This window comes from Anaeromicrobium sediminis (genome assembly GCF_002270055.1).
Taxonomy (GTDB): Bacteria; Bacillota; Clostridia; order Peptostreptococcales; family Thermotaleaceae; genus Anaeromicrobium; species Anaeromicrobium sediminis.
Window position 1 is genome coordinate 307,919 of sequence record NZ_NIBG01000003.1, and the last position, 18,898, is coordinate 326,816.

The window sequence follows — 18,898 nt, forward strand, 5'->3', positions numbered from 1 at the left end:
CCCCACTCAATTTGGTGGGGATTAATTTTATTTTATTTGAATTTATTTTCTAAATGTTTTACAAGGGGTGCTATTTGAACTAACGTTGGAGCACCTTTCATCCATACTTGTTGTTTTAATACTTCAAGGATTTCTTCCTTAGTAGCACCATATTTAATAGCCTTATTCATTTCAAGTTTTGAACGAGTCTCATTGTCATCAAATATGGCTGTTGCTAAAGCTATTAAATATCTATATTTTAGGGGAATTACTCCACCTTCCCAAATTTCATGATGGTATGATGCAATAATCCTTTGAAAATCTTCTCCAAAGGCATTAGATACCATTACTCCTGGTGGTATGAAACCAATTTCCTCTTTAAATTCTTGCTCTAATTTTTTTCTATCCATAATAATCCCTCCTGTGAACTTTTCCTAATATATATATATAGGATACCTATTTACATGGGAAAAGTATGTAATATTTGTTACGATTTGTAAAACTATAATTTAAATTTCATATTTTATTAAACAAGGGCTGTTATGCAGCGGATTTTGGGACAAAATATTGACTGCCTGCATAATTTATAGTAAAAGAACACTTAAGGTGGAGGTAGTATGATCGCAAGGTATATATTAATTTTTTTCCCATTCATAACAATCTTACTATCTATGTATCTTATGTACTTTACAGATATGTGGAAGAGAACTATTAGCAGAATATATTATTTTTTAAATCTAATATGGATTACCATATTTTTAATGAACTTTCATGAACCTATCTGTAGTGCTGATTTACTAATAAAGTATAATACTTGGGATAGGGAAATATTTAATGTAGGTGCAGTGGCTATTCTTTTAATCCTGGCTATTAAATTTATGGAGATAACATTCTTTTCCACGATAAATATTAAAAAGTTTTCATTTAAAGGAATGGAAATGACTGTAGATGATATGAAAGAATTTAAGCATATAAGTAGGCTGGGAAAGGATAATCATAAAATTTCAGCTAATGTGGTAAAGGCACAAAATCGTATAATATGTGAAATGGAAAAATATATTGAAAGTCAAGAATTCTATCCTCCTATCTTATATGAGAATTTAGTAGCAAAATATCAGAACCTGAGAAAAGATGTGAAGATAAGATGTTTTGATGATAATACAGAAGGCTTAAGAAAGATGGCTCAAACAAACAAGCTAGAAATAGAAAAATTAACCCATATAATGTGTACACTTAAAGAACATGGTGTATGTATATGTAAAACAAAATGTGGGAAAAAAATATATGGTCTTATTGATACTAAATTTACACCAGATGATATGATTGTAGTTATAGAGGGAAGTAATACTATAAATGGAGAACACCTAATAGTTAGAAATATAATAGGCATATTAGACTTACATTTACACATTGAAGTTGAAAGAATGGAATAAAAATTTAACTTTAATATACAAAAAAGCATAATATATTATTAAGAAGGGGTGATTATTTATGGCTTCAAGTAAAGCGAAAATTTTAAAAAAAATGAAAAAGATAATGGAAAATAAGTCTAAAAATAAAACTCCCCGTTCTCAGACCTATGAGGAGTACACTTTTGAAGTGAGTGGCAGTGAAGAGTATGAAGCCAAACTAAAAAAAATGAAAGAAAAATTTTTAGACAAAATTTAAATGGAAAGAGTGACATGGTCACTCTTTTAGTTTATTCTAATGTTAAAATTCCACCCTCAACCTTATCTACAGTAAGTACATTACTGATATTACTTTCATTGTGAAGTCTGTCTAATGCAGTAATTACATAAGTGTAATCTTTATTTTGTGCTGTTTTATCAATGAAAAACTGAAAATTAGAATTAGGATCTTTTCTTACAGTTCCTATTAAATTTTTTGGATTTTGGATATCTAAATTAGTTAAGGAATCTCCTTCAACTCTATATATGGCGTAATAGGAAACATCATCATAATCTTGAGATTCCCAATACATGCATACCCCTAGATTTTCCCTAGAAATATACAAGGAATTAGGAACTAGTGGTGCCACATTATCTAACCAAGGCATAGTAGGAATTAATGCAGGATATTTATATACATGATTTTTATATGTATCACTAATACCCTTTGGATTGTTTATAAGTTGTTTTGCACTAAAGAACATACTTCCCTTTACTTGTGGAAATTTCAAGTTATATAGTGATTGATTTGCCATTTCTTCTGAGTTTTTCCATTTATTTACTTTATAAGCGGCTTGACCTATGTATAAGTGCACATCTTTGGTATTAACTTCATTAGACCACCAATTTACTAAGGTTTCATAAGGAGCAGGAGTGAAACCAAAATTCCAATATATTTGAGGTGCTATATAGTCTATAGTATGGGTATTTATCCAATATCTAGTATCAGCATATAAACTATCGTAACTAGCGTGTCCACCATTAGTATTTGAACCTGTTGGGTCTATAGATGCATTCCTCCAAATACCAAAGGGACTAACTCCAAATTTAACCCAGTTCTTTTCTGATTTTATTCCATCATAAATTTCCTTTACAAAGGTATTAACATTGTTGCGTCTCCATGTATCCTTGCTTAAATACATACCTTTCCCATATAAATTATAAGATTTGTCATCTGGAAAATCTTGACCAGCCACCTTGTAGGGGTAAAAATAGTCATCAAATTGAACTGCATCAATATCATAATTCTTAACTACTTCTAAAACACCATTTACTATAAACTCACGGGCCTGAACATTACCAGGATCGTAATATAGCTTATTTCCATAAGAAATTACCCAATCGGGATTTTTCCTTGCTGGATGATCTAGTGAAAGTAAATCTAAATTGTTTTTTGTACTTATTCTATAAGGGTTAAACCAAGCATGAAACTCCATATTATTTTTATGAGCTTCTTCAACCATAAACTCAAGTGGGTCATATCCAGGATCAACTCCTTGAGTTCCCGTTAAAAATTCAGACCAAGGAACATACTCAGATGGATAAAAGGAATCAGAAGTAGGCCTAATTTGTACTACTATAGCATTAATACCCATATCCTTTAAATTTTTGATCATATGAATAAATTCTTTTTTTTGTACATCAACACTAAGACGTTTTTGAGACGGCCAGTCTATATTATATACAGTAGCTATCCAAGCAGAACGAAGTTCACGCTTTGGATATACATCTGGTATATTTTCTAATCCATAGGATACTGTTGAACTCATCCCTAAAGAAAAAGATAATATAGCAGATAGAAGTAGTTTTTTTATAATATTTTTTTTCATCAGATTCCCCTCTTTTTCGACAGTTATACTATTATTATAAATTAGGTTTAATGATAAGTATATAGTGCATTTGATACCTTTTACAAAGAAGTTTAATGAACAATTAATAACTGATTTTATATAGAAAAAGAGAGGTGTTCGCTTGGGGTGTGTTTAATCCTTGAAAAGGGGAATGATTTTTTGTAAAAAAAATATTGCAAAAAAGTCACAACCCTATTAATTTTATAGGAGATACTTTATATAATCAATGGATGTAAAAAAGAAAGGAAGTGAAAGTGTGAACGGTAAAAATTTCAATACTCCTATGGAAATTGCTGAACATACAGTAGGAGTAGGAGTAAAGAAGGTTAACAAGTCATGGATCAAACAGTTATTTGTAGGTTTAGTAGCAGGAGCATTTATAGCATTTGCAGCAGAAGGATCTAACATGGCAGCATTTAATTTATTTGGAAACCCTGATGCTTATGGACTAGGAAAGGCTTTAGCTGGAGCTATATTTGCCACAGGTCTTATGATGGTAGTAATAGCAGGTGGTGATTTATTTACAGGGAATAATTTAATAATATTAAGCGTACTTGAGAAGAAAACTACTATAAGTCAAATGTTGAGAAACTGGTTCTTTGTTTACATAGGAAACTTTATAGGGTCTGTGTTGATAGCATATATGATTGTAGAATCAGGTCAATTACATAGTGGGGCTAATGGATTAGCTGCAGTTACTATGAAGATTGCATCTTATAAAGTGTCATTATCTTTTATGCAGGCATTTTACTTAGGCGTTATGTGTAACTGGATAGTTTGTCTAGCTGTTTGGATGGCTTATGGAGCTAAAGATGTAGCAGGTAAGATACTGGCTATGTTCTTCCCAATATGGCTATTTGTAACTTCTGGATTTGAACATAGTGTAGCAAATATGTACTATGTACCTGTTGGTATTTTAGCAAAGGCTAATGCAGAATATGTTGAGGCTTCCCATTTGTCAGCTGAAAAATTAGCTAACTTAAATTGGGGAAGCTTTATAACTAATAACTTAATTCCTGTAACATTAGGGAATATAGTTGGAGGAGTAGTATTCGTAGGTGGAATTTACTGGTTCTTATATTTAAAAAAAGATAAATAAAAAAAGTGACTAAGAGTTTTCTTAGTCACTTTTCTAATTATCTATATCCGAACGATGGTTTAAAAGTAAAGTCATTTAATGAACCCTATTTAAAATTAATTGAAAAAACATAGGCGTAAGTTTTCTCCATAGTAAGCTAGACACGGCATATTTATTAAAGAGAACAAGTAATTAATAATGTGAGTATTACAAAAAGGTTTTTTAATTACCCTTTCCCATCTAAATAAAAGTAGAGGTTCGTTTTTAATAACTTCACTATGATTAAAAATTTAAATAGCATTTTTACCCGAACTAACATAATTATCTATGGGGGTATAAGAATTTAAATTAGCTCTAGGAGCAAGTGAGGGCTATTCTATCAGTTATTATCTTTCCTATTTTTTATTTATCCGAACAATTAGGTTTTTTAAGATTTTGAATATTAATACTTACAATTTTCTGTAGGTGAGTATTTAGAAAGTTATAAGTTTGGTGAAAGATCACATCTGGGTCGTTTCCGAAGACTGTGTGAATAATTCTAATATTACCATGCCTATCCTTTGTAAATATGAGATATATAGCTATTGCCTTCCATCAATTGACTATATATCCCATTGTTTAATTATAGGAAGTTTTTTTATAGTAGGTGCAGTAATGGCCTATTAAATACGAGTAAAATCATCATAATCATATATTTTATCTCTTCATGAACACGGGGCTGTGAGATTATTATGAAAGGATCCTAACTAAGGACCATTAACATATATCTCACTATATTTTATGAAAAAGTGTACAAGAGTGTGAGTAAATAAGGACAAATTATTAAAAAAAAAATAGAGTGATAATTTCACTCTACATATTGATAAGCATAGGAACCAATACAGGAACGCTAGATGATACTATTACTCCTGTTATAAAGGCTATTATGGAAGTTTTTGAGTTAGTAGAACTAGATATTATAGGTAAGGATGTGTCCATAGCCGTGGCTCCAGCTGGAGCTATAGATTCTAAATCTCCCATATATTTTGCTACTATAGGGATTAAAATAAGGGCGAATATTTCCCTTACCACATTAGATATAAATGCCAATGCACTTAATTCTGATGAATAATCTACCAATAATATGGATGATAGGGTGTACCATCCAAATCCCGCACCTATGGCACTAGATTCGTTTACAGGAAGTCCTAAGAAAAAACCACCAATACAACTTCCTACTAAAGTGCCTAACATTACCATAATAGGTACTAACAATATTTTAAATCCCATATTTTTAATTTTATTAAAGGCACTTTTATTTCGACCTATATCTATTCCTACAAAGAGTAATAATAGACATAAACCGATATCTACTATGGTAGAAGTATAAGGTAGTATGGATTCGTTAAAAAAGAAATAGCCACTACCAATTCCTACTACTACGGAAAGGATTATTTTAAAAGTCATTGCTTATGCCCCCTTTTTTATGCTCATGTTCTCCTTTTTATTGTCCTTCTCTATAAATTTCTTAATGGATTTTACTGCAAGTACACTAAACAAAATAGAAAAGAAAGAGAGAACCACAGCTTGATAACCTAATTTGAAAAAGGAACCTAATACATTTTTATCAATTCCTATTCGTATTCCCATAATAAAAAGTAGGAATAAAAGACAAACATTTTGAAATAATTCCAACTTACTTAAAACTTTTTCTTTAGTCAATCCCTTAGAACCAAAGAATGCCCCAATAATTAAAATAGCCAAATACAATAATAATCTACTCATAAATTTACCTCCTATGAAAGCATTTGACCTTATCTCCAGATTAAAATTATCACATATTTACAGAATTTACAAGGAAATTAAAATATAAGTTATTTCGTGAAATCATTGACGTAGTAATGATATGATGTTAAAATTTATCTATGGTATTCCGATTGGAATACTAAGGATTAAAAAGGAGGAAAATAAATGCTTTTTAAAAACAAAAAAATAATAGGACTTTTAAGCTTAATTTTAATGATAGGATTACTAGCTGCATGTGGATTAAAGGAACCAGAAGTAAAGACTAGTGCTAGTAAAAAAGAAGGAAAACCTAGCATAGTAGTAGGGACATCAGGTGGTTATCATCCATTTACTTATTTAAACAATGAAGGTGAATTAGATGGATTTGAAATAGATGTATGGAAAGAAATTGGAAAAAAAATGGATATAGAGGTAGAATTTAAAACAGCCGAATTCAGTGGATTATTTGGAATGTTAGATTCAGGAAAAATAGATACTATAGCAAATCAGATAACTATAACAGAAGAAAGAAAAAATAAATATGAATTCGCATCACCATATGTTTATTCAGGTGCCCAATTAATAGTAAAAGAAGGTAATGAAGAAATAAAATCTCTAGAAGACTTAATGGGTAAAAAAGTTGGTGTAAGTTTAGGTTCAAACTATGAATCTTTAATTAGAGAATATGATAAAAGCAATGAAATTAATATAATAACATATGAAGACTTTATAGGTTCATTACAGGATGTGGCAATTGGAAGAATTGATGCAGTTATGAACGATAAATTAGCTGCAGCCATAAATATTAAAAAATCAGGACTAAAATTACAATTGGGAGGAGACTCTGTGTCAACGCTAGAAAATTCATTCCCATTTGTTAACAATGCTAAAAATAAGGCTATTATAGAGAAAATAAATAAGGCTTTAGAAGAAATGGCAAAGGACAATACTTTAAATGAGATATCTCAAAAATGGTTTGGGGTAGATGTAACAAGCAAGTAGACTGGAGATGAAAAATGATTAATTTAGATTTTCAATTTATAATTGAGATTTTTCCAAAGTTATTAAGTTCTGTCCATATAACTCTATCTTTAACTTTAATTTCCATGTTTATTGGTATTTTTGTGGGAACTATGCTGGGAATAATACGAGTATATAAAATTAAGGCTTTAGATAAATTAGCTAGTATATATATATCCTTTTTTAGAGGGACTCCATTAATAGTTCAATTGTTTATACTTTACTATGGTATGCCTCAAATAATACCAAAATTTGCTGAAGTAAGTGCATATATGGCAGCTTTTATAGGTCTTAGTCTGAATAGTGGTGCATATATGGCAGAAATAATAAGAAGTTCTATAAATGCCATAGATAAGGGCCAAATGGAAGCAGCTCTATCTGTTGGCATGACTAAGTGGCAGGCCATGAGACGAATAATATTTCCACAGGCATTTAGAATTGCAGTACCAGGCCTTGGAAATACCTTTGTAAGTTTATTAAAGGAAACTTCCCTAGCTTTTGTGTTGGGAGTTTCAGAAGTGTTGGCAAAGGGAAAAATGATTTCAGCAGCCACATATAAGTTCTTTGAGACTTATTTAGCTGTAGCTATTATTTACTGGATTATTACTTTAACTTTCACTTATATACAAAGTAAAATAGAGAAAAGATTAAATACTGCATATAGTTAGGTGAGATAATCATGATAGAGATAAAAGGTTTATATAAAAGTTTCGGAGACTTAGAAGTATTAAAGGATATTGATCTGCAAGTAAAAAAAGGAGAAATTTTAGTAATTATAGGGCCCTCTGGATCTGGGAAATCCACCCTTTTAAGGTGTTTAAATTATCTAGAGAAGCCCAATTCAGGCATTATAAGAGTGAACAACACTAAAATAGACAGTAAGAATGTAAAAAATGAAGAAATATACTCTTTAAGGAAAGAGAGTGCCATGGTTTTCCAAAATTATAACTTATTTAATAATAAAACTGTTATGGAAAATATAACAGAGGCCCTTGTAGTAGTTCGAAAGATGGAGAAGTCAAAGGCTATTAAAATAGGGGAAGAACTCCTTAAAAAGGTTGGCTTAATAGAAAAAAGAGATTCCTATCCTAATTCATTATCAGGGGGACAAAAGCAAAGGGTGGCCATAGCAAGGGCCATGGCACTAAAGCCGTCAGTTATACTATTTGATGAGCCCACATCTGCTCTAGATCCAGAATTGGTAGGAGAAGTATTAGAAGTAATGAGAGATTTAACTAAGTTAGATATAACGTCCATAATAGTAACCCATGAAATGGAATTTGCTAAGGATGTGGCCGATAGAGTAATATTTATGGATAATGGTAAGATTGTAGAAATGGGAAGCCCTAATGAAATCTTTTCTAATCCATCAAATGAAAGAACAAAGGAATTTTTAAGAAAAGTTATAGGAAAATAATTCTAAAAGAGGGGGATCCCTCTTTTTTTACTTACTAGGAAACTATAAATTTTAAAAACCGTGGATAAGTAAAAAAAAGAAGGGGTGTGGGGGAACATCCCCAGCCTCTTTAAAGGAAGGTGTTCAGATTGTGATAGCATACGCCTGCGGGAACCATATGGTTCCATAACGAATCATACGAAGTATGACTTTTTTATATGTTTAGAAATTAGACATTTTTCTACAAGAAAGAAGAAAAATTCTGAAAAAAATATATTTTATTTATAGTTCTAATGAAGTATATAAGCCATAATAAGGTAGTATTCAATAAATTACCAAATAAACATCCTATTGAAAAGTTTGAAAAATGGTGATACTATTTTAGTAATTAAAAGATTTTAGAAAAGAGTGTACAATAATGAATAATAGGAAAGTTACCATTAAAGATATAGCAAAGTACGCTAAAGTTTCTACTGCCACCGTTTCCAATGTAGTAAATGGAAAGACTGGCAAAATAAGTGAAGAAACCCGAATCAAAGTATTAAAGGTCATAGAGAAACATAATTATATTCCCAATAGGATTGCTAGTAGTTTGGTAACTAAGAAAACTAAAACTTTAGGTTTGATTATACCAGATATATCTAACCCATTCTTTCCTGAAATTGCTAGGGGTGCTGAAGATAAAGCCAATAAAGCTGGATATAATGTTATCGTTTGCAATACGGATAATTCTGTAAAAAAAGAAGAAGAGTATTTATCTATGCTAAAGGAAAAAATGATAGAAGGCATTATCATGACTGCATCAGAGAATAAAGAGGATAATACTGATTTTTACAAAAAAATATCTCTCCCTATAGTTTTAGTTGATAGGGACTTGAATATTGACAATGTAAGGGGTAGAATACTAGTAGATAATTTTATGGGAGCCTATAAAGGTGTATCTCATATGATTAATAGGGGCTATAAGAAAATCGTAATGATTAGCTCATCTACGAAAGATAATACTTCTAGTCGAAGAATTGCTGGATATGAGAAAGCACTAGAAGATCATAAGATTGATTTTAAAGTGGTGTTAGAAGGTGTATATTCCCTTGAATGGGGGAAAGAAGCCATAAAGAAAATTATTGATTCTAACATAGAATTTGATGGAGTCTTTTGTGGAAATGACTTAATAGCCATAGGTGCAATGGATGTATTAAAGGACAATAAAATGGGCATACCTAAGGATGTTGGAATTTTAGGTTTTGACGACATATATTTAGGAGAAATAACTTCACCAAAGCTTACTACAATAAAACAACCTAATTATATGATGGGGTATAAGGCAGCAGAAATACTCATAGATAGTATAGAGCGTAATGAAAAATACAAGGAAATAATCCTTGATACGGAAATTGTAATAAGAGAAAGTGTATAATTTTTTTTGATAGTAGGTTAAACGGTTAACCAAACATAAATGAAGAGGTGAAAACATGTCGAAGCTTGTAGTTTTAGGTAGTTTAAATATGGACTTAGTGTGTACTGTAAAGAATATGCCAAAACCAGGTGAAACTTTATTGGGAAGGGATTTTAGTAAGATTCCTGGAGGAAAAGGTGCCAATCAAGTATGTGCCATGGCTAGACTTGGAGGACAAGTAAGTATGATAGGGGCTGTAGGTAAAGACGAATTTGGAACTATACTGAAAGATTCCCTAAAAAAAGATGGGGCTAATGTGGATAAGGTTATTGAAATAGATGGAGTATCAACAGGAGTTGCCATGATAACTGTAGATGATTCAGGAGAAAACTCCATAGTAGTTGTACCAGGAGCAAATTATGGAATAGATGAGGACATAATAGAGAACTCTATGGATATAATAAAAGAATCTTCTGTGGCAGTTACTCAACTGGAAGTTCCATTAAATGTGGTGGAAGAGTTTTTGGTAGAAGCAAAAAAATGCAATAAATATACCATTTTAAATCCAGCACCGGCAAACGTTTTATCAGAAAATATTATTAAAAATATAGATTTATTAACACCAAATGAAACAGAGCTAGAAACCATAACTGGAATAAAGATTGATTCTTTAGAAGATGTGGATAAGGCAGCACAGCATTTATTAGATATGGGAGTAAAAGAAATTATAGTTACTCTAGGATCTAAGGGATGTGTTTATATAAGCAAAGATACAAAGAAATACTATGATGCATTTAAAGTAGATGTGGTTGATACTACTGCAGCAGGGGATAGCTTTACAGCAGCCATTGCAGTGGGAAAAATAAAGGGTTTGAGCATAGACGAAGCAGTGGAATTTGCAACTAAAGTAGGAGCTCTTACAGTAACTAAAAAGGGAGCACAGAGTTCGCTACCAACAATGGAGGAAGTAAATAATTTTAGGAGGTAATTAATATGAAAAAGGCTCTTTTAATCAACTCTGAAATATCTTATGTAATATCTAAGATGGGACATACAGATCATATTACAATTTGTGATAGTGGTTTACCTGTTCCTAATAATGTACAAAGAATTGATTTGGCACTTAAAGAGGGAATACCAAGCTTTTTAGATACATTAGAGACGGTTTTAGAAGAATTAAAGGTAGAAGAAGTAGTAATTGCGGGAGAAATGATCAATATTAGTAAAGATTTACATGATAAAATGATAGATATGATAAAGAGTAAGGCTGGGGAAAAGGTTTTACTGACTTATGTTAGCCATGAAGAATTTAAGGAAGAAACTAGGGAATCTAAAGCTATTGTAAGAACAGGAGAATTCACACCATATGCTAATGTAATATTAAAATCAGGAGTGGTATTTTAAATGAAAAAAATACTTACTATGAAAAATATAATTAAAGAATTTCCTGGAGTTAGGGCCTTATCAGGTGTGGACTTCAACATATATGAAGGAGAGGTAATGGCCTTACTTGGAGAAAATGGAGCAGGAAAATCTACTTTGATGAAAATATTAACGGGAGTTTATGAAAAAACTAGTGGACAAATATTTTTAGAAGGTAAGGAAGTTAACTTTAGTAACACTAGGGACTCTCAAGAAGCTAATATAGGAATAATACATCAGGAACTGAATCTTATACCAGAATTAAGCGTTGCTGAGAATATGTTTTTAGGAAGAGAGCCCGTAAATAAATTTAAGAGAATCGACTGGAAGACCCTTAAGGAAGAAAGTCAGAAATTATTAGATACATTGAATGTGAATATAAAACCTGATGACTTGGTTTCTACCTTGAGTATAGGTAAACAACAGATGATTGAGATAGGTAAGGCGTTATCTTTAGACGCTAAGATCATAATAATGGACGAGCCTACAGATGCCCTTACAGATAAGGAAACAGAAACATTATTTAAGGTAATAAGAAGTTTAAAAGCTCAAGGGAAGAGTATTGTGTATATATCCCATAGACTAGAGGAAATATTTGAAATTTGTGATAGGGTAACTATACTTCGTGACGGAAAGTTCATAGATGAAAAAGAGATTGAACATATAGATCAAAATGAAATGATTGAAAAGATGGTGGGGAGAAAAATAAGTGAACAATTCCCTTCAGTTAAAGTAGATAGGGGACCATTATCTTTAGAATTAGAAAATGTGTCCAATAAATATATAAAAGGCATAAACTTTAAACTACACAAGGGAGAAATTGTAGGTATATCAGGTCTTATGGGAGCTGGTAGAACAGAACTTGCCAAAACTATATATGGAGCATATGAGATTTCATCAGGTAAAATTCTTTTAGAAGGTAAAGAATTAAATATAAAATCTCCTGAAGAAGCCATAAATTATGGAATTGCCTATGTATCAGAAGACAGAAAAAAAGATGGACTAATACTTGATTTAAGTGTTAAAGAAAATATGAGTATATCTTCTTTGAAAAATCATTATTCTATGTTATCTAAGATAAATAAGAATAAAGAAAGTGAAGAAGTTAATTACTATGTTAAGAGTATGAATATTAAAACCCCTAACGCGGATACAATAATTAAGAATCTAAGTGGTGGAAATCAGCAAAAGGTATGTATATCTAAAAACTTAATGTGTTCTCCTAAGATTCTTATACTAGATGAACCTACCCGTGGAATTGATGTGGGGGCTAAAAAAGAAATATATGACTTAATAAATAAACTAAAAAAAGAGGGATTAAGCATTATCATGATATCTTCAGAGATCCCTGAAATATTAGGTTTAAGTGACCGAATATTAGTAATGCATGAAGGCAGAATCACTAAAGAGTTAAAAAGAGAAGAAGCAACACAGGAGAGAATTATGACTTATGCTGTGGGAATTGAGGAGGATAGGTGATGAAAATAAATAAAGATTTCTTAGTAAAATACAAATCAGTAATTGCACTTGTAATATTTTCAGCAATAATATCTATGTTAAATGCAAGATTTTTAACCACTTCTAACATATTAAATATTTTAAGACAAACTACAATAAACGGAGTAATAGCAGCAGGGATGACCTTTGTAATATTAACAGGGGGTATAGATCTTTCAGTTGGTTCTGTAGTTGCGTTTTCCGGTGCTGTAGGAGCATACCTTATTGCAAGTGGATCCAATGTGGTGGTAGCTGTAATAGGAGCTCTTGTTATAGGTACTATTATAGGACTTATCAATGGTATAATAATAACAAAAGGAAAAGTACAACCCTTTATAGTTACCCTTGCAACTATGACTTTGCTAAGGGGAGGAACTCTTGTATTTACAAATGGAAAACCTATAAGCTTAGGATATGAAAAAAATGCAGATTTATTTAGTGCCATAGGTGGAGGATATTTATTTAAAATTCCTGTACCCATATATATATTAATTGCAGTATTTATATTAGCTTATTATGTTCTTACTAATACGAGATTAGGAAGATACACATATGCCCTAGGTGGTAATGAACAAGCAGCAAAATTATCTGGTATAAATACAGAAAAAATGAAATGCTATATATACATGATAAGTGGTGCATTAGCAGCCCTAGCAGGGGTAATACTAACTTCTAGACTATCATCAGCTCAACCTACTGCTGGAAGTGGATATGAATTAGATGCCATAGCTGCTGTTGTTTTAGGTGGTACAAGCCTAGCTGGTGGAGTGGGAAGTGTATTTGGAACTGTTATAGGGGCATTAATAATAGGAGTTTTAAGCAATGCTCTAAACTTAATGAATGTAACTTCCTATTATCAATTAATGGCTAAGGGTATAGTTATTTTAATAGCTGTACTTTTAGATAGAAAACAAAAGTAAAAGTAAGTTTTACTAAAAAAAACAAAGGGAGAAGTGAGGAAAATGAAAAAAATTATTTCTATTTTATTAGTAGCCCTTTTAGTAGTGGGAGCTATGGTAGGTTGTGGAGCTAAGCCTGAAGAACAACCTAAAGAAGAAGGAAAGGTTAAAATCGGATTAGTATTATCAACATTAGACAATCCATTCTTTGTTACATTAAAAGATGGAGCAGTTGCAAAGGCAGATGAACTAGGATATGAATTAATTGTTTTAGACTCACAAAATGATCCAGCAAAGGAATTAGGAAACGTAGAAGATTTACTAACTCAAGGTGTTTCTGCTATAATGATTAACCCAACAGATTCTGATGCAGTTAGAAATGCAGTAAAGGCAGCTAACAATGGGAATGTACCAGTAATAACTCTAGATAGAGGAGCTAATGGTGGAGAAGTTGTAACTCATATTGCTTCAGATAATGTGGCTGGTGGAAAGATGGCTGGAAACTATATATTAGAAAAATTAGGTAAAGAAGCTAAAGTAGTAGAATTAGAAGGTATTGCAGGAACTTCAGCAGCTAGAGATAGAGGAGCTGGATTTAACGAAGCATTAAAGGGTTCTAATGTGGAAGTAGTTGCTAAGCAGGTTGCAGATTTTGATAGAACTAAGGGATTAAATGTAATGGAAAACATATTACAAGCTCAACCAGAAATAGATGCAGTGTTTGCTCACAATGATGAAATGGCTTTAGGAGCTCTTAAGGCAGTTGAAGCTTCTGGTAGAGATATTAAAGTAGTTGGATTTGATGCTACTGACGATGCAGTTAAATCTGTAAAAGAAGGTAAAATGTTAGCTACAGTTGCACAACAACCAAGCTTAATTGGAGAATTAGGTGTAGTTATGGCTAATAAGGTTGTAAAAGGTGAAAGTGTAGAAGAATTTGTTCCAGTAGACTTAAAATTAATAACAGAATAATTCTTAATCTAATAATTAGAAGCCGGCACATATGTGCCGGCTTTGTTTTGTTTTGAAAATAAAATTTTCTAGGAGCAATTAGTCCTTTAATTGAAAAATTATAAGGGATTAATTACTCTTTTTTTATAATTAAAAGGGTGTTGTAAAAATGCAAATAGTGATGCGAAACGGCAACGTTTCTCCATTAGTTGGAAATAGCTTGATGAGAAAGAAAAATAACAAAGAGTGTTAAAAAAAAATCAATATGCTTGTTGTTGAAATGCAACGAAGTATAATTGTATACTTATAAAAATATTCAAATAATCTCTTTCATTTATGAGGAGAATAGGTTAAAATAAGGATGTGCAAGGATTTATGCTAAATTTAAATATTAGTTTGTAAAATTTGGTATGATAATTGCATTTTATTTTTAATGAAACTTAGTCAAAAAAATAACACAATAATTGATGATACATATACGAAGTACAAATACTTACTAGATAATACATAAAGAAAGGGAGAATCAAATTATGGAGCTTTTTAAATTAAAATCAAAAATGCATAAATTTGATACTTTTGCTGAATTTGCAAAAGAGTTTAATTTAGGCAAGGGAGACTTAGTATTAACTCATAGATTCTTATATGAGCCTTTCATGAAAGAATTAAACTTAGAAGCTAACTTTATAATGCAAGAAGAATATGGTGTTGGTGAGCCTTCTGACGAAATGATGAATGCCATATTAAAGGATGCTAAGAAAAATGAATTCGACAGAATTATAGCTGTAGGTGGAGGTACTGCAATCGATATTGCTAAGCTTTTAGTATTAAAGGACTTAGATGATGTAGTAGATGCTTTTGACAGAAAAATTGATTTAGTTAAAGAAAAGGAATTAATCGCTATACCTACTACATGTGGTACTGGTACTGAGGTTACAAACATCAGTATAGCTGAGATTAAATCTAAAAAGACTAAGATGGGATTAGCTGTAGATGAAATATTACCAGATCATGCCGTATTAGTTCCAGAGTTTTTAAAGGGACTTCCATATAAGTTCTATGTATATAGTTCTATAGATGCACTTATACATGCTATAGAATCACAAGTTTCTCCTAAATCAAATCCTTATACTAAGATATACAGTATGAAGGCCATAGAAATGATATTTGATGTTTATTTAAATATTATTGAAAAGGGAGAAGAATATAGATTTGAAAGATTAGAGGATATTTTAATTGCAAGTAACTATGCTGGTATTGCTTTCGGTAACACTGGTGTTGGGGCAGTTCACGCATTATCATATCCATTAGGTGGTACTTACCATGTTCCTCATGGAGAAGCAAACTACCAATTCTTCACAGAAGTATTTAAGTTATACAACAAGAAAAATCCAGAAGGATCTATCAAAGAAGTAAACTCTATGTTAGCTGGAATACTAGGAGTAGATGAAGCTGACGTTTATGAAAAGGTAGAAGAAGTTTTAGGAAAATTATTAGCTAAGAATGAACTTAAGACTTATGGAATGAAAGAGGAAGAAATAGAATTATTTGCTGATAGTGTTCTTGAAAAGCAACAAAGATTATTAGCTAATAACTATGTACCACTTTCAAGAGAAGAAATTGTGTCTGTATACAGAAACTTATACTAATTTGTATAAGTTTGTAGAAATGTGTTAATTAAAAAACTAACAATGCTAAGGGGGCAAATCCAATGAGTATGGATGTTATGATTAAAAAAGCTAGAGAAGCACAAAAAGAATTCGAGAGTTTTTCACAAGAACAAGTAGATATGATGGTAAAGGTTATAGCAAAGGTTGTATATGACAATGCTGAGAGCTTAGCTAGATTAGCTGTAGATGAAACTGGAATGGGAGTTTATGAGCACAAGGTTGCTAAGAACAAAGGTAAGTCTAAAGTAATCTGGAATGACTTAAGAGATAAGAGATCTGTTGGAATCATCAGCAGAGATGAAAATACTAAGATTATTGAAGTTGCAAAGCCAATGGGAGTTGTAGGAGCTGTTACTCCAACTACTAACCCAATTGTTACTCCAATGTGTAATGCAATGTTCGCATTAAAAGGAAGAAATGCTATTGTTGTAGCACCTCATCCAAGAGCTAAAAAGTGTAGTACAAAGACTGTTGAGTTAATGAACCAAGCTATTAGAGACTTAAACATTGGAGCACCTGAGAATTTAATTCAAATCATTGAAGAACCTTCAATTGAAAAGACTAACCAATTAATGAACGTAGCTGACGTTGTAGTTGCAACTGGTGGTATGGGAATGGTTAAAGCTGCTTACTCAAGTGGAAAGCCAGCATACGGAGTTGGAGCTGGAAACGTTCAAGTTATTGTAGATAGAGATGTAGACTTTAATGAAGCTGCTTCTAGAATCATTACAGGAAGAACTTTCGATAACGGAATCATCTGTTCTGGAGAGCAAACAATCATCGCTCATAAAGATGACTATGATAATGTTATGAAAGCATTCGAAGATCAAGGATGTTACTTAGTAAAAGGTGAAGAAGATAAGAAGAAATTCAGAGATACTATCTTCCATGATGGACATATGAACAAAGACGTGGTAGGTCAAACAACTGCTAAAATCGCTGAAATGGCAGGAGTAGAAATTCCAGCTGATACTAAGATTATCTTATTAGAAGCTGATGGAATTGGTGAAGAAGACTTATTATGTAAAGAAAAAATGTGTCCAGTAATGTCTACATTTAAGTATGAAAACATTGACGAAGCTGTTATGATTGCTAAGACTAACTTAGATATGGAAGGAAGCGGACACAGTGCTGCTATTCACTCTAACACTTTAGAGAACATAGAAAAAGCTGGAGCTGGATTATCAGTATCTAGATTAGTAGTTAACGCTCCATCTGCTACAACTGCTGGTGGAAGTTTCACTAATGGATTTGCTCCAACAACTACATTAGGATGCGGATCTTGGGGTAACAACTCAATTTCTGAAAACTTCACTTACAAGCACTTAATCAACGTTTCAAGAATTGCTTTATTACAAGAAGATGCAGAAGTTCCAACTGACGAGCAAATTTGGGCATAATTAATATAGTAAAAACGGGTCAATATTGACCCGTTTTTTATTTTGTAAAAAAAGAGTTTATAACTATTTCCATTTGGTTATCTTATTTAATAGGTAAAAAAATAGTTTATGAATAGGAAAGGTGAAATTAAAATGGCAGTTAAAAATGTTATGACTGAAGATTATTTAAGATCATCCTATGGTGGAGAAAGTATGGCTCATATGAGATATCTTACATGGGCAGATATGGCTGATGATGAGAAGGTGCCTAATATAGGAAGATTATTTAGAGCCATTGCTTATGCAGAATTAGTTCATGCAAATAATCATTTTAAAGTACTAGAAGATAAAAAAAATGATTATACTGTAACAGCAGGAGCTGTATTTGGAAGGGGAACTACTGTAGAGAATCTACAGGGAGCTATAAATGGTGAACTTCACGAAGTAGAGCAAATGTATCCTGCTTACTTACAAGTGGCAGAGTTTCAAGATGAAAAGGAAGCTAAAAGATCCTTTCACTTTGCCCTTGAAGCTGAAAAAATTCATGCAGCCTTATTTAAAGATGCTCAAGATGCAGCTAAAGAAGGTGAAGATTTAAAAATGGATTCTGTACACGTATGTCCAATCTGTGGTCATACAGTTTTAGATGAAGCTCCTGAAAAATGTCCTATTTGTGGAGCTAAAAAAGAAGTATATAAAAGTTTTTAACTAATTAGGGTATCAATCTTGGTGATACCCTAATTAGTTATTTATAATTGTTGATTGTGAGTTATATATATAGGAAAGTAAAATAAAGAGAAAAAGACGTTAAGAGGTGTGAAATAGGTAGAGTACTAATGGTATTAAGAAAATATATTAAAAAAGTGTTGACATGAAGAAGTGAATATGGTATTCTATATCTTGTCGTCAAGACGGTCAATAAATTTTCTCGAAAAAGTATTTGACAGTCTCCGATAAAAATGGTAAGATGGTTGAGTCGCCAAAACGAGGCGACAAAGCAAATTGAACTTTGAAAACTAAACAGTATAAGAATTTAAGCCAGCTTGAGTAATTAAATAAATGACCGAATGGGAATTGATTTAATTACGATATGAGTAACCACGATAGTGGTATACGAATTTTATAACAACCTTTATTAAAGGTATAACGTTA

The 18,898-nt window shown here is 31.7% G+C and carries 19 protein-coding genes; 15 read left to right on the top strand and 4 right to left on the bottom strand.

Going from position 1 to position 18,898, the window contains the following annotated elements; all coding sequences use genetic code 11:
• Positions 1 to 32 precede the first annotated feature (32 nt).
• Positions 33 to 389, bottom strand: coding sequence for a carboxymuconolactone decarboxylase family protein (locus CCE28_RS06225; RefSeq protein WP_095132047.1), 357 nt, complete (start codon positions 387 to 389; stop codon positions 33 to 35).
• 207 nt (positions 390 to 596) lie between these two features.
• Between CCE28_RS06225 and CCE28_RS06230 the strand changes: the two genes are divergently transcribed.
• Positions 597 to 1,412: a hypothetical protein gene (locus tag CCE28_RS06230; protein WP_095132048.1), complete on the top strand. Its 816-nt coding sequence runs from the start codon at positions 597 to 599 to the stop codon at positions 1,410 to 1,412.
• A 58-nt stretch (positions 1,413 to 1,470) separates the two neighbouring features.
• Positions 1,471 to 1,647 carry a hypothetical protein gene (locus CCE28_RS22175; protein ID WP_176461694.1) on the top strand — a complete coding sequence of 59 codons (177 nt, stop codon included), beginning with the start codon at positions 1,471 to 1,473 and terminating at the stop codon, positions 1,645 to 1,647.
• 31 nt (positions 1,648 to 1,678) lie between these two features.
• Here the strand turns inward: CCE28_RS22175 and CCE28_RS06235 are convergent, their stop codons facing one another.
• Complete coding sequence (locus tag CCE28_RS06235) at positions 1,679 to 3,256, bottom strand: glycoside hydrolase family 10 protein (protein ID WP_095132049.1); 1,578 nt, start codon at positions 3,254 to 3,256, stop codon at positions 1,679 to 1,681.
• Positions 3,257 to 3,533: 277 nt separating this feature from the next.
• Between CCE28_RS06235 and CCE28_RS06240 the strand changes: the two genes are divergently transcribed.
• Positions 3,534 to 4,376: a formate/nitrite transporter family protein gene (locus CCE28_RS06240; RefSeq protein ID WP_095132105.1), complete on the top strand. Its 843-nt coding sequence runs from the start codon at positions 3,534 to 3,536 to the stop codon at positions 4,374 to 4,376.
• Positions 4,377 to 5,207: 831 nt separating this feature from the next.
• On the opposite strand, the gene CCE28_RS06245 is transcribed toward CCE28_RS06240, so the two are convergent.
• Together CCE28_RS06245 and CCE28_RS06250 are read right to left on the bottom strand one after the other, a co-directional pair.
• Positions 5,208 to 5,801, bottom strand: a complete 594-nt coding sequence (locus tag CCE28_RS06245; RefSeq protein ID WP_095132050.1) for a lysine exporter LysO family protein — start codon at positions 5,799 to 5,801, stop codon at positions 5,208 to 5,210.
• Positions 5,802 to 5,804: 3 nt separating this feature from the next.
• Positions 5,805 to 6,119, bottom strand: coding sequence for a LysO family transporter (locus CCE28_RS06250; RefSeq protein ID WP_095132052.1), 315 nt, complete (start codon positions 6,117 to 6,119; stop codon positions 5,805 to 5,807).
• 186 nt (positions 6,120 to 6,305) lie between these two features.
• On the opposite strand from CCE28_RS06250, the gene CCE28_RS06255 reads away from it, so the two are divergent.
• From CCE28_RS06255 to CCE28_RS06310, 12 genes are all read left to right on the top strand, one after another.
• Positions 6,306 to 7,121, top strand: a complete 816-nt coding sequence (locus CCE28_RS06255; RefSeq protein ID WP_095132054.1) for an amino acid ABC transporter substrate-binding protein — start codon at positions 6,306 to 6,308, stop codon at positions 7,119 to 7,121.
• Positions 7,122 to 7,135: 14 nt separating this feature from the next.
• The gene (locus tag CCE28_RS06260) at positions 7,136 to 7,807 is read left to right on the top strand and encodes an amino acid ABC transporter permease (protein ID WP_095132055.1); all 672 of its coding nucleotides are present in this window, start codon (positions 7,136 to 7,138) and stop codon (positions 7,805 to 7,807) included.
• Positions 7,808 to 7,818: 11 nt separating this feature from the next.
• Positions 7,819 to 8,556 (top strand): amino acid ABC transporter ATP-binding protein, encoded by a 738-nt coding sequence (locus CCE28_RS06265; RefSeq protein ID WP_095132057.1) that lies wholly within the window; start codon positions 7,819 to 7,821, stop codon positions 8,554 to 8,556.
• 397 nt (positions 8,557 to 8,953) lie between these two features.
• Positions 8,954 to 9,952 (top strand): LacI family DNA-binding transcriptional regulator, encoded by a 999-nt coding sequence (locus CCE28_RS06270; RefSeq protein WP_095132059.1) that lies wholly within the window; start codon positions 8,954 to 8,956, stop codon positions 9,950 to 9,952.
• 55 nt (positions 9,953 to 10,007) lie between these two features.
• Complete coding sequence (gene rbsK, locus CCE28_RS06275; protein ID WP_095132061.1) at positions 10,008 to 10,919, top strand: ribokinase; 912 nt, start codon at positions 10,008 to 10,010, stop codon at positions 10,917 to 10,919.
• 5 nt (positions 10,920 to 10,924) lie between these two features.
• Positions 10,925 to 11,335: a D-ribose pyranase gene (rbsD, locus tag CCE28_RS06280; RefSeq protein WP_095132064.1), complete on the top strand. Its 411-nt coding sequence runs from the start codon at positions 10,925 to 10,927 to the stop codon at positions 11,333 to 11,335.
• Positions 11,336 to 12,832, top strand: coding sequence for a ribose ABC transporter ATP-binding protein RbsA (gene rbsA / locus CCE28_RS06285; RefSeq protein ID WP_095132066.1), 1,497 nt, complete (start codon positions 11,336 to 11,338; stop codon positions 12,830 to 12,832).
• Positions 12,832 to 13,770, top strand: coding sequence for a ribose ABC transporter permease (gene rbsC, locus CCE28_RS06290; RefSeq protein ID WP_095132068.1), 939 nt, complete (start codon positions 12,832 to 12,834; stop codon positions 13,768 to 13,770). The genes rbsA and rbsC overlap by 1 nt, the downstream gene beginning before the upstream one ends.
• 42 nt (positions 13,771 to 13,812) lie before the next feature.
• Entirely contained in the window at positions 13,813 to 14,721 is a 909-nt protein-coding gene (gene rbsB, locus CCE28_RS06295; protein WP_095132070.1) for a ribose ABC transporter substrate-binding protein RbsB, read from the top strand.
• Between the two features lie 509 nt (positions 14,722 to 15,230).
• Complete coding sequence (locus CCE28_RS06300; RefSeq protein WP_095132072.1) at positions 15,231 to 16,346, top strand: 4-hydroxybutyrate dehydrogenase; 1,116 nt, start codon at positions 15,231 to 15,233, stop codon at positions 16,344 to 16,346.
• Positions 16,347 to 16,408: 62 nt separating this feature from the next.
• Positions 16,409 to 17,767, top strand: a complete 1,359-nt coding sequence (locus CCE28_RS06305; protein ID WP_095132074.1) for an aldehyde dehydrogenase family protein — start codon at positions 16,409 to 16,411, stop codon at positions 17,765 to 17,767.
• A gap of 132 nt (positions 17,768 to 17,899) precedes the next feature.
• Complete coding sequence (locus CCE28_RS06310) at positions 17,900 to 18,454, top strand: rubrerythrin family protein (RefSeq protein ID WP_095132080.1); 555 nt, start codon at positions 17,900 to 17,902, stop codon at positions 18,452 to 18,454.
• Positions 18,455 to 18,898: the final 444 nt, after the last annotated feature.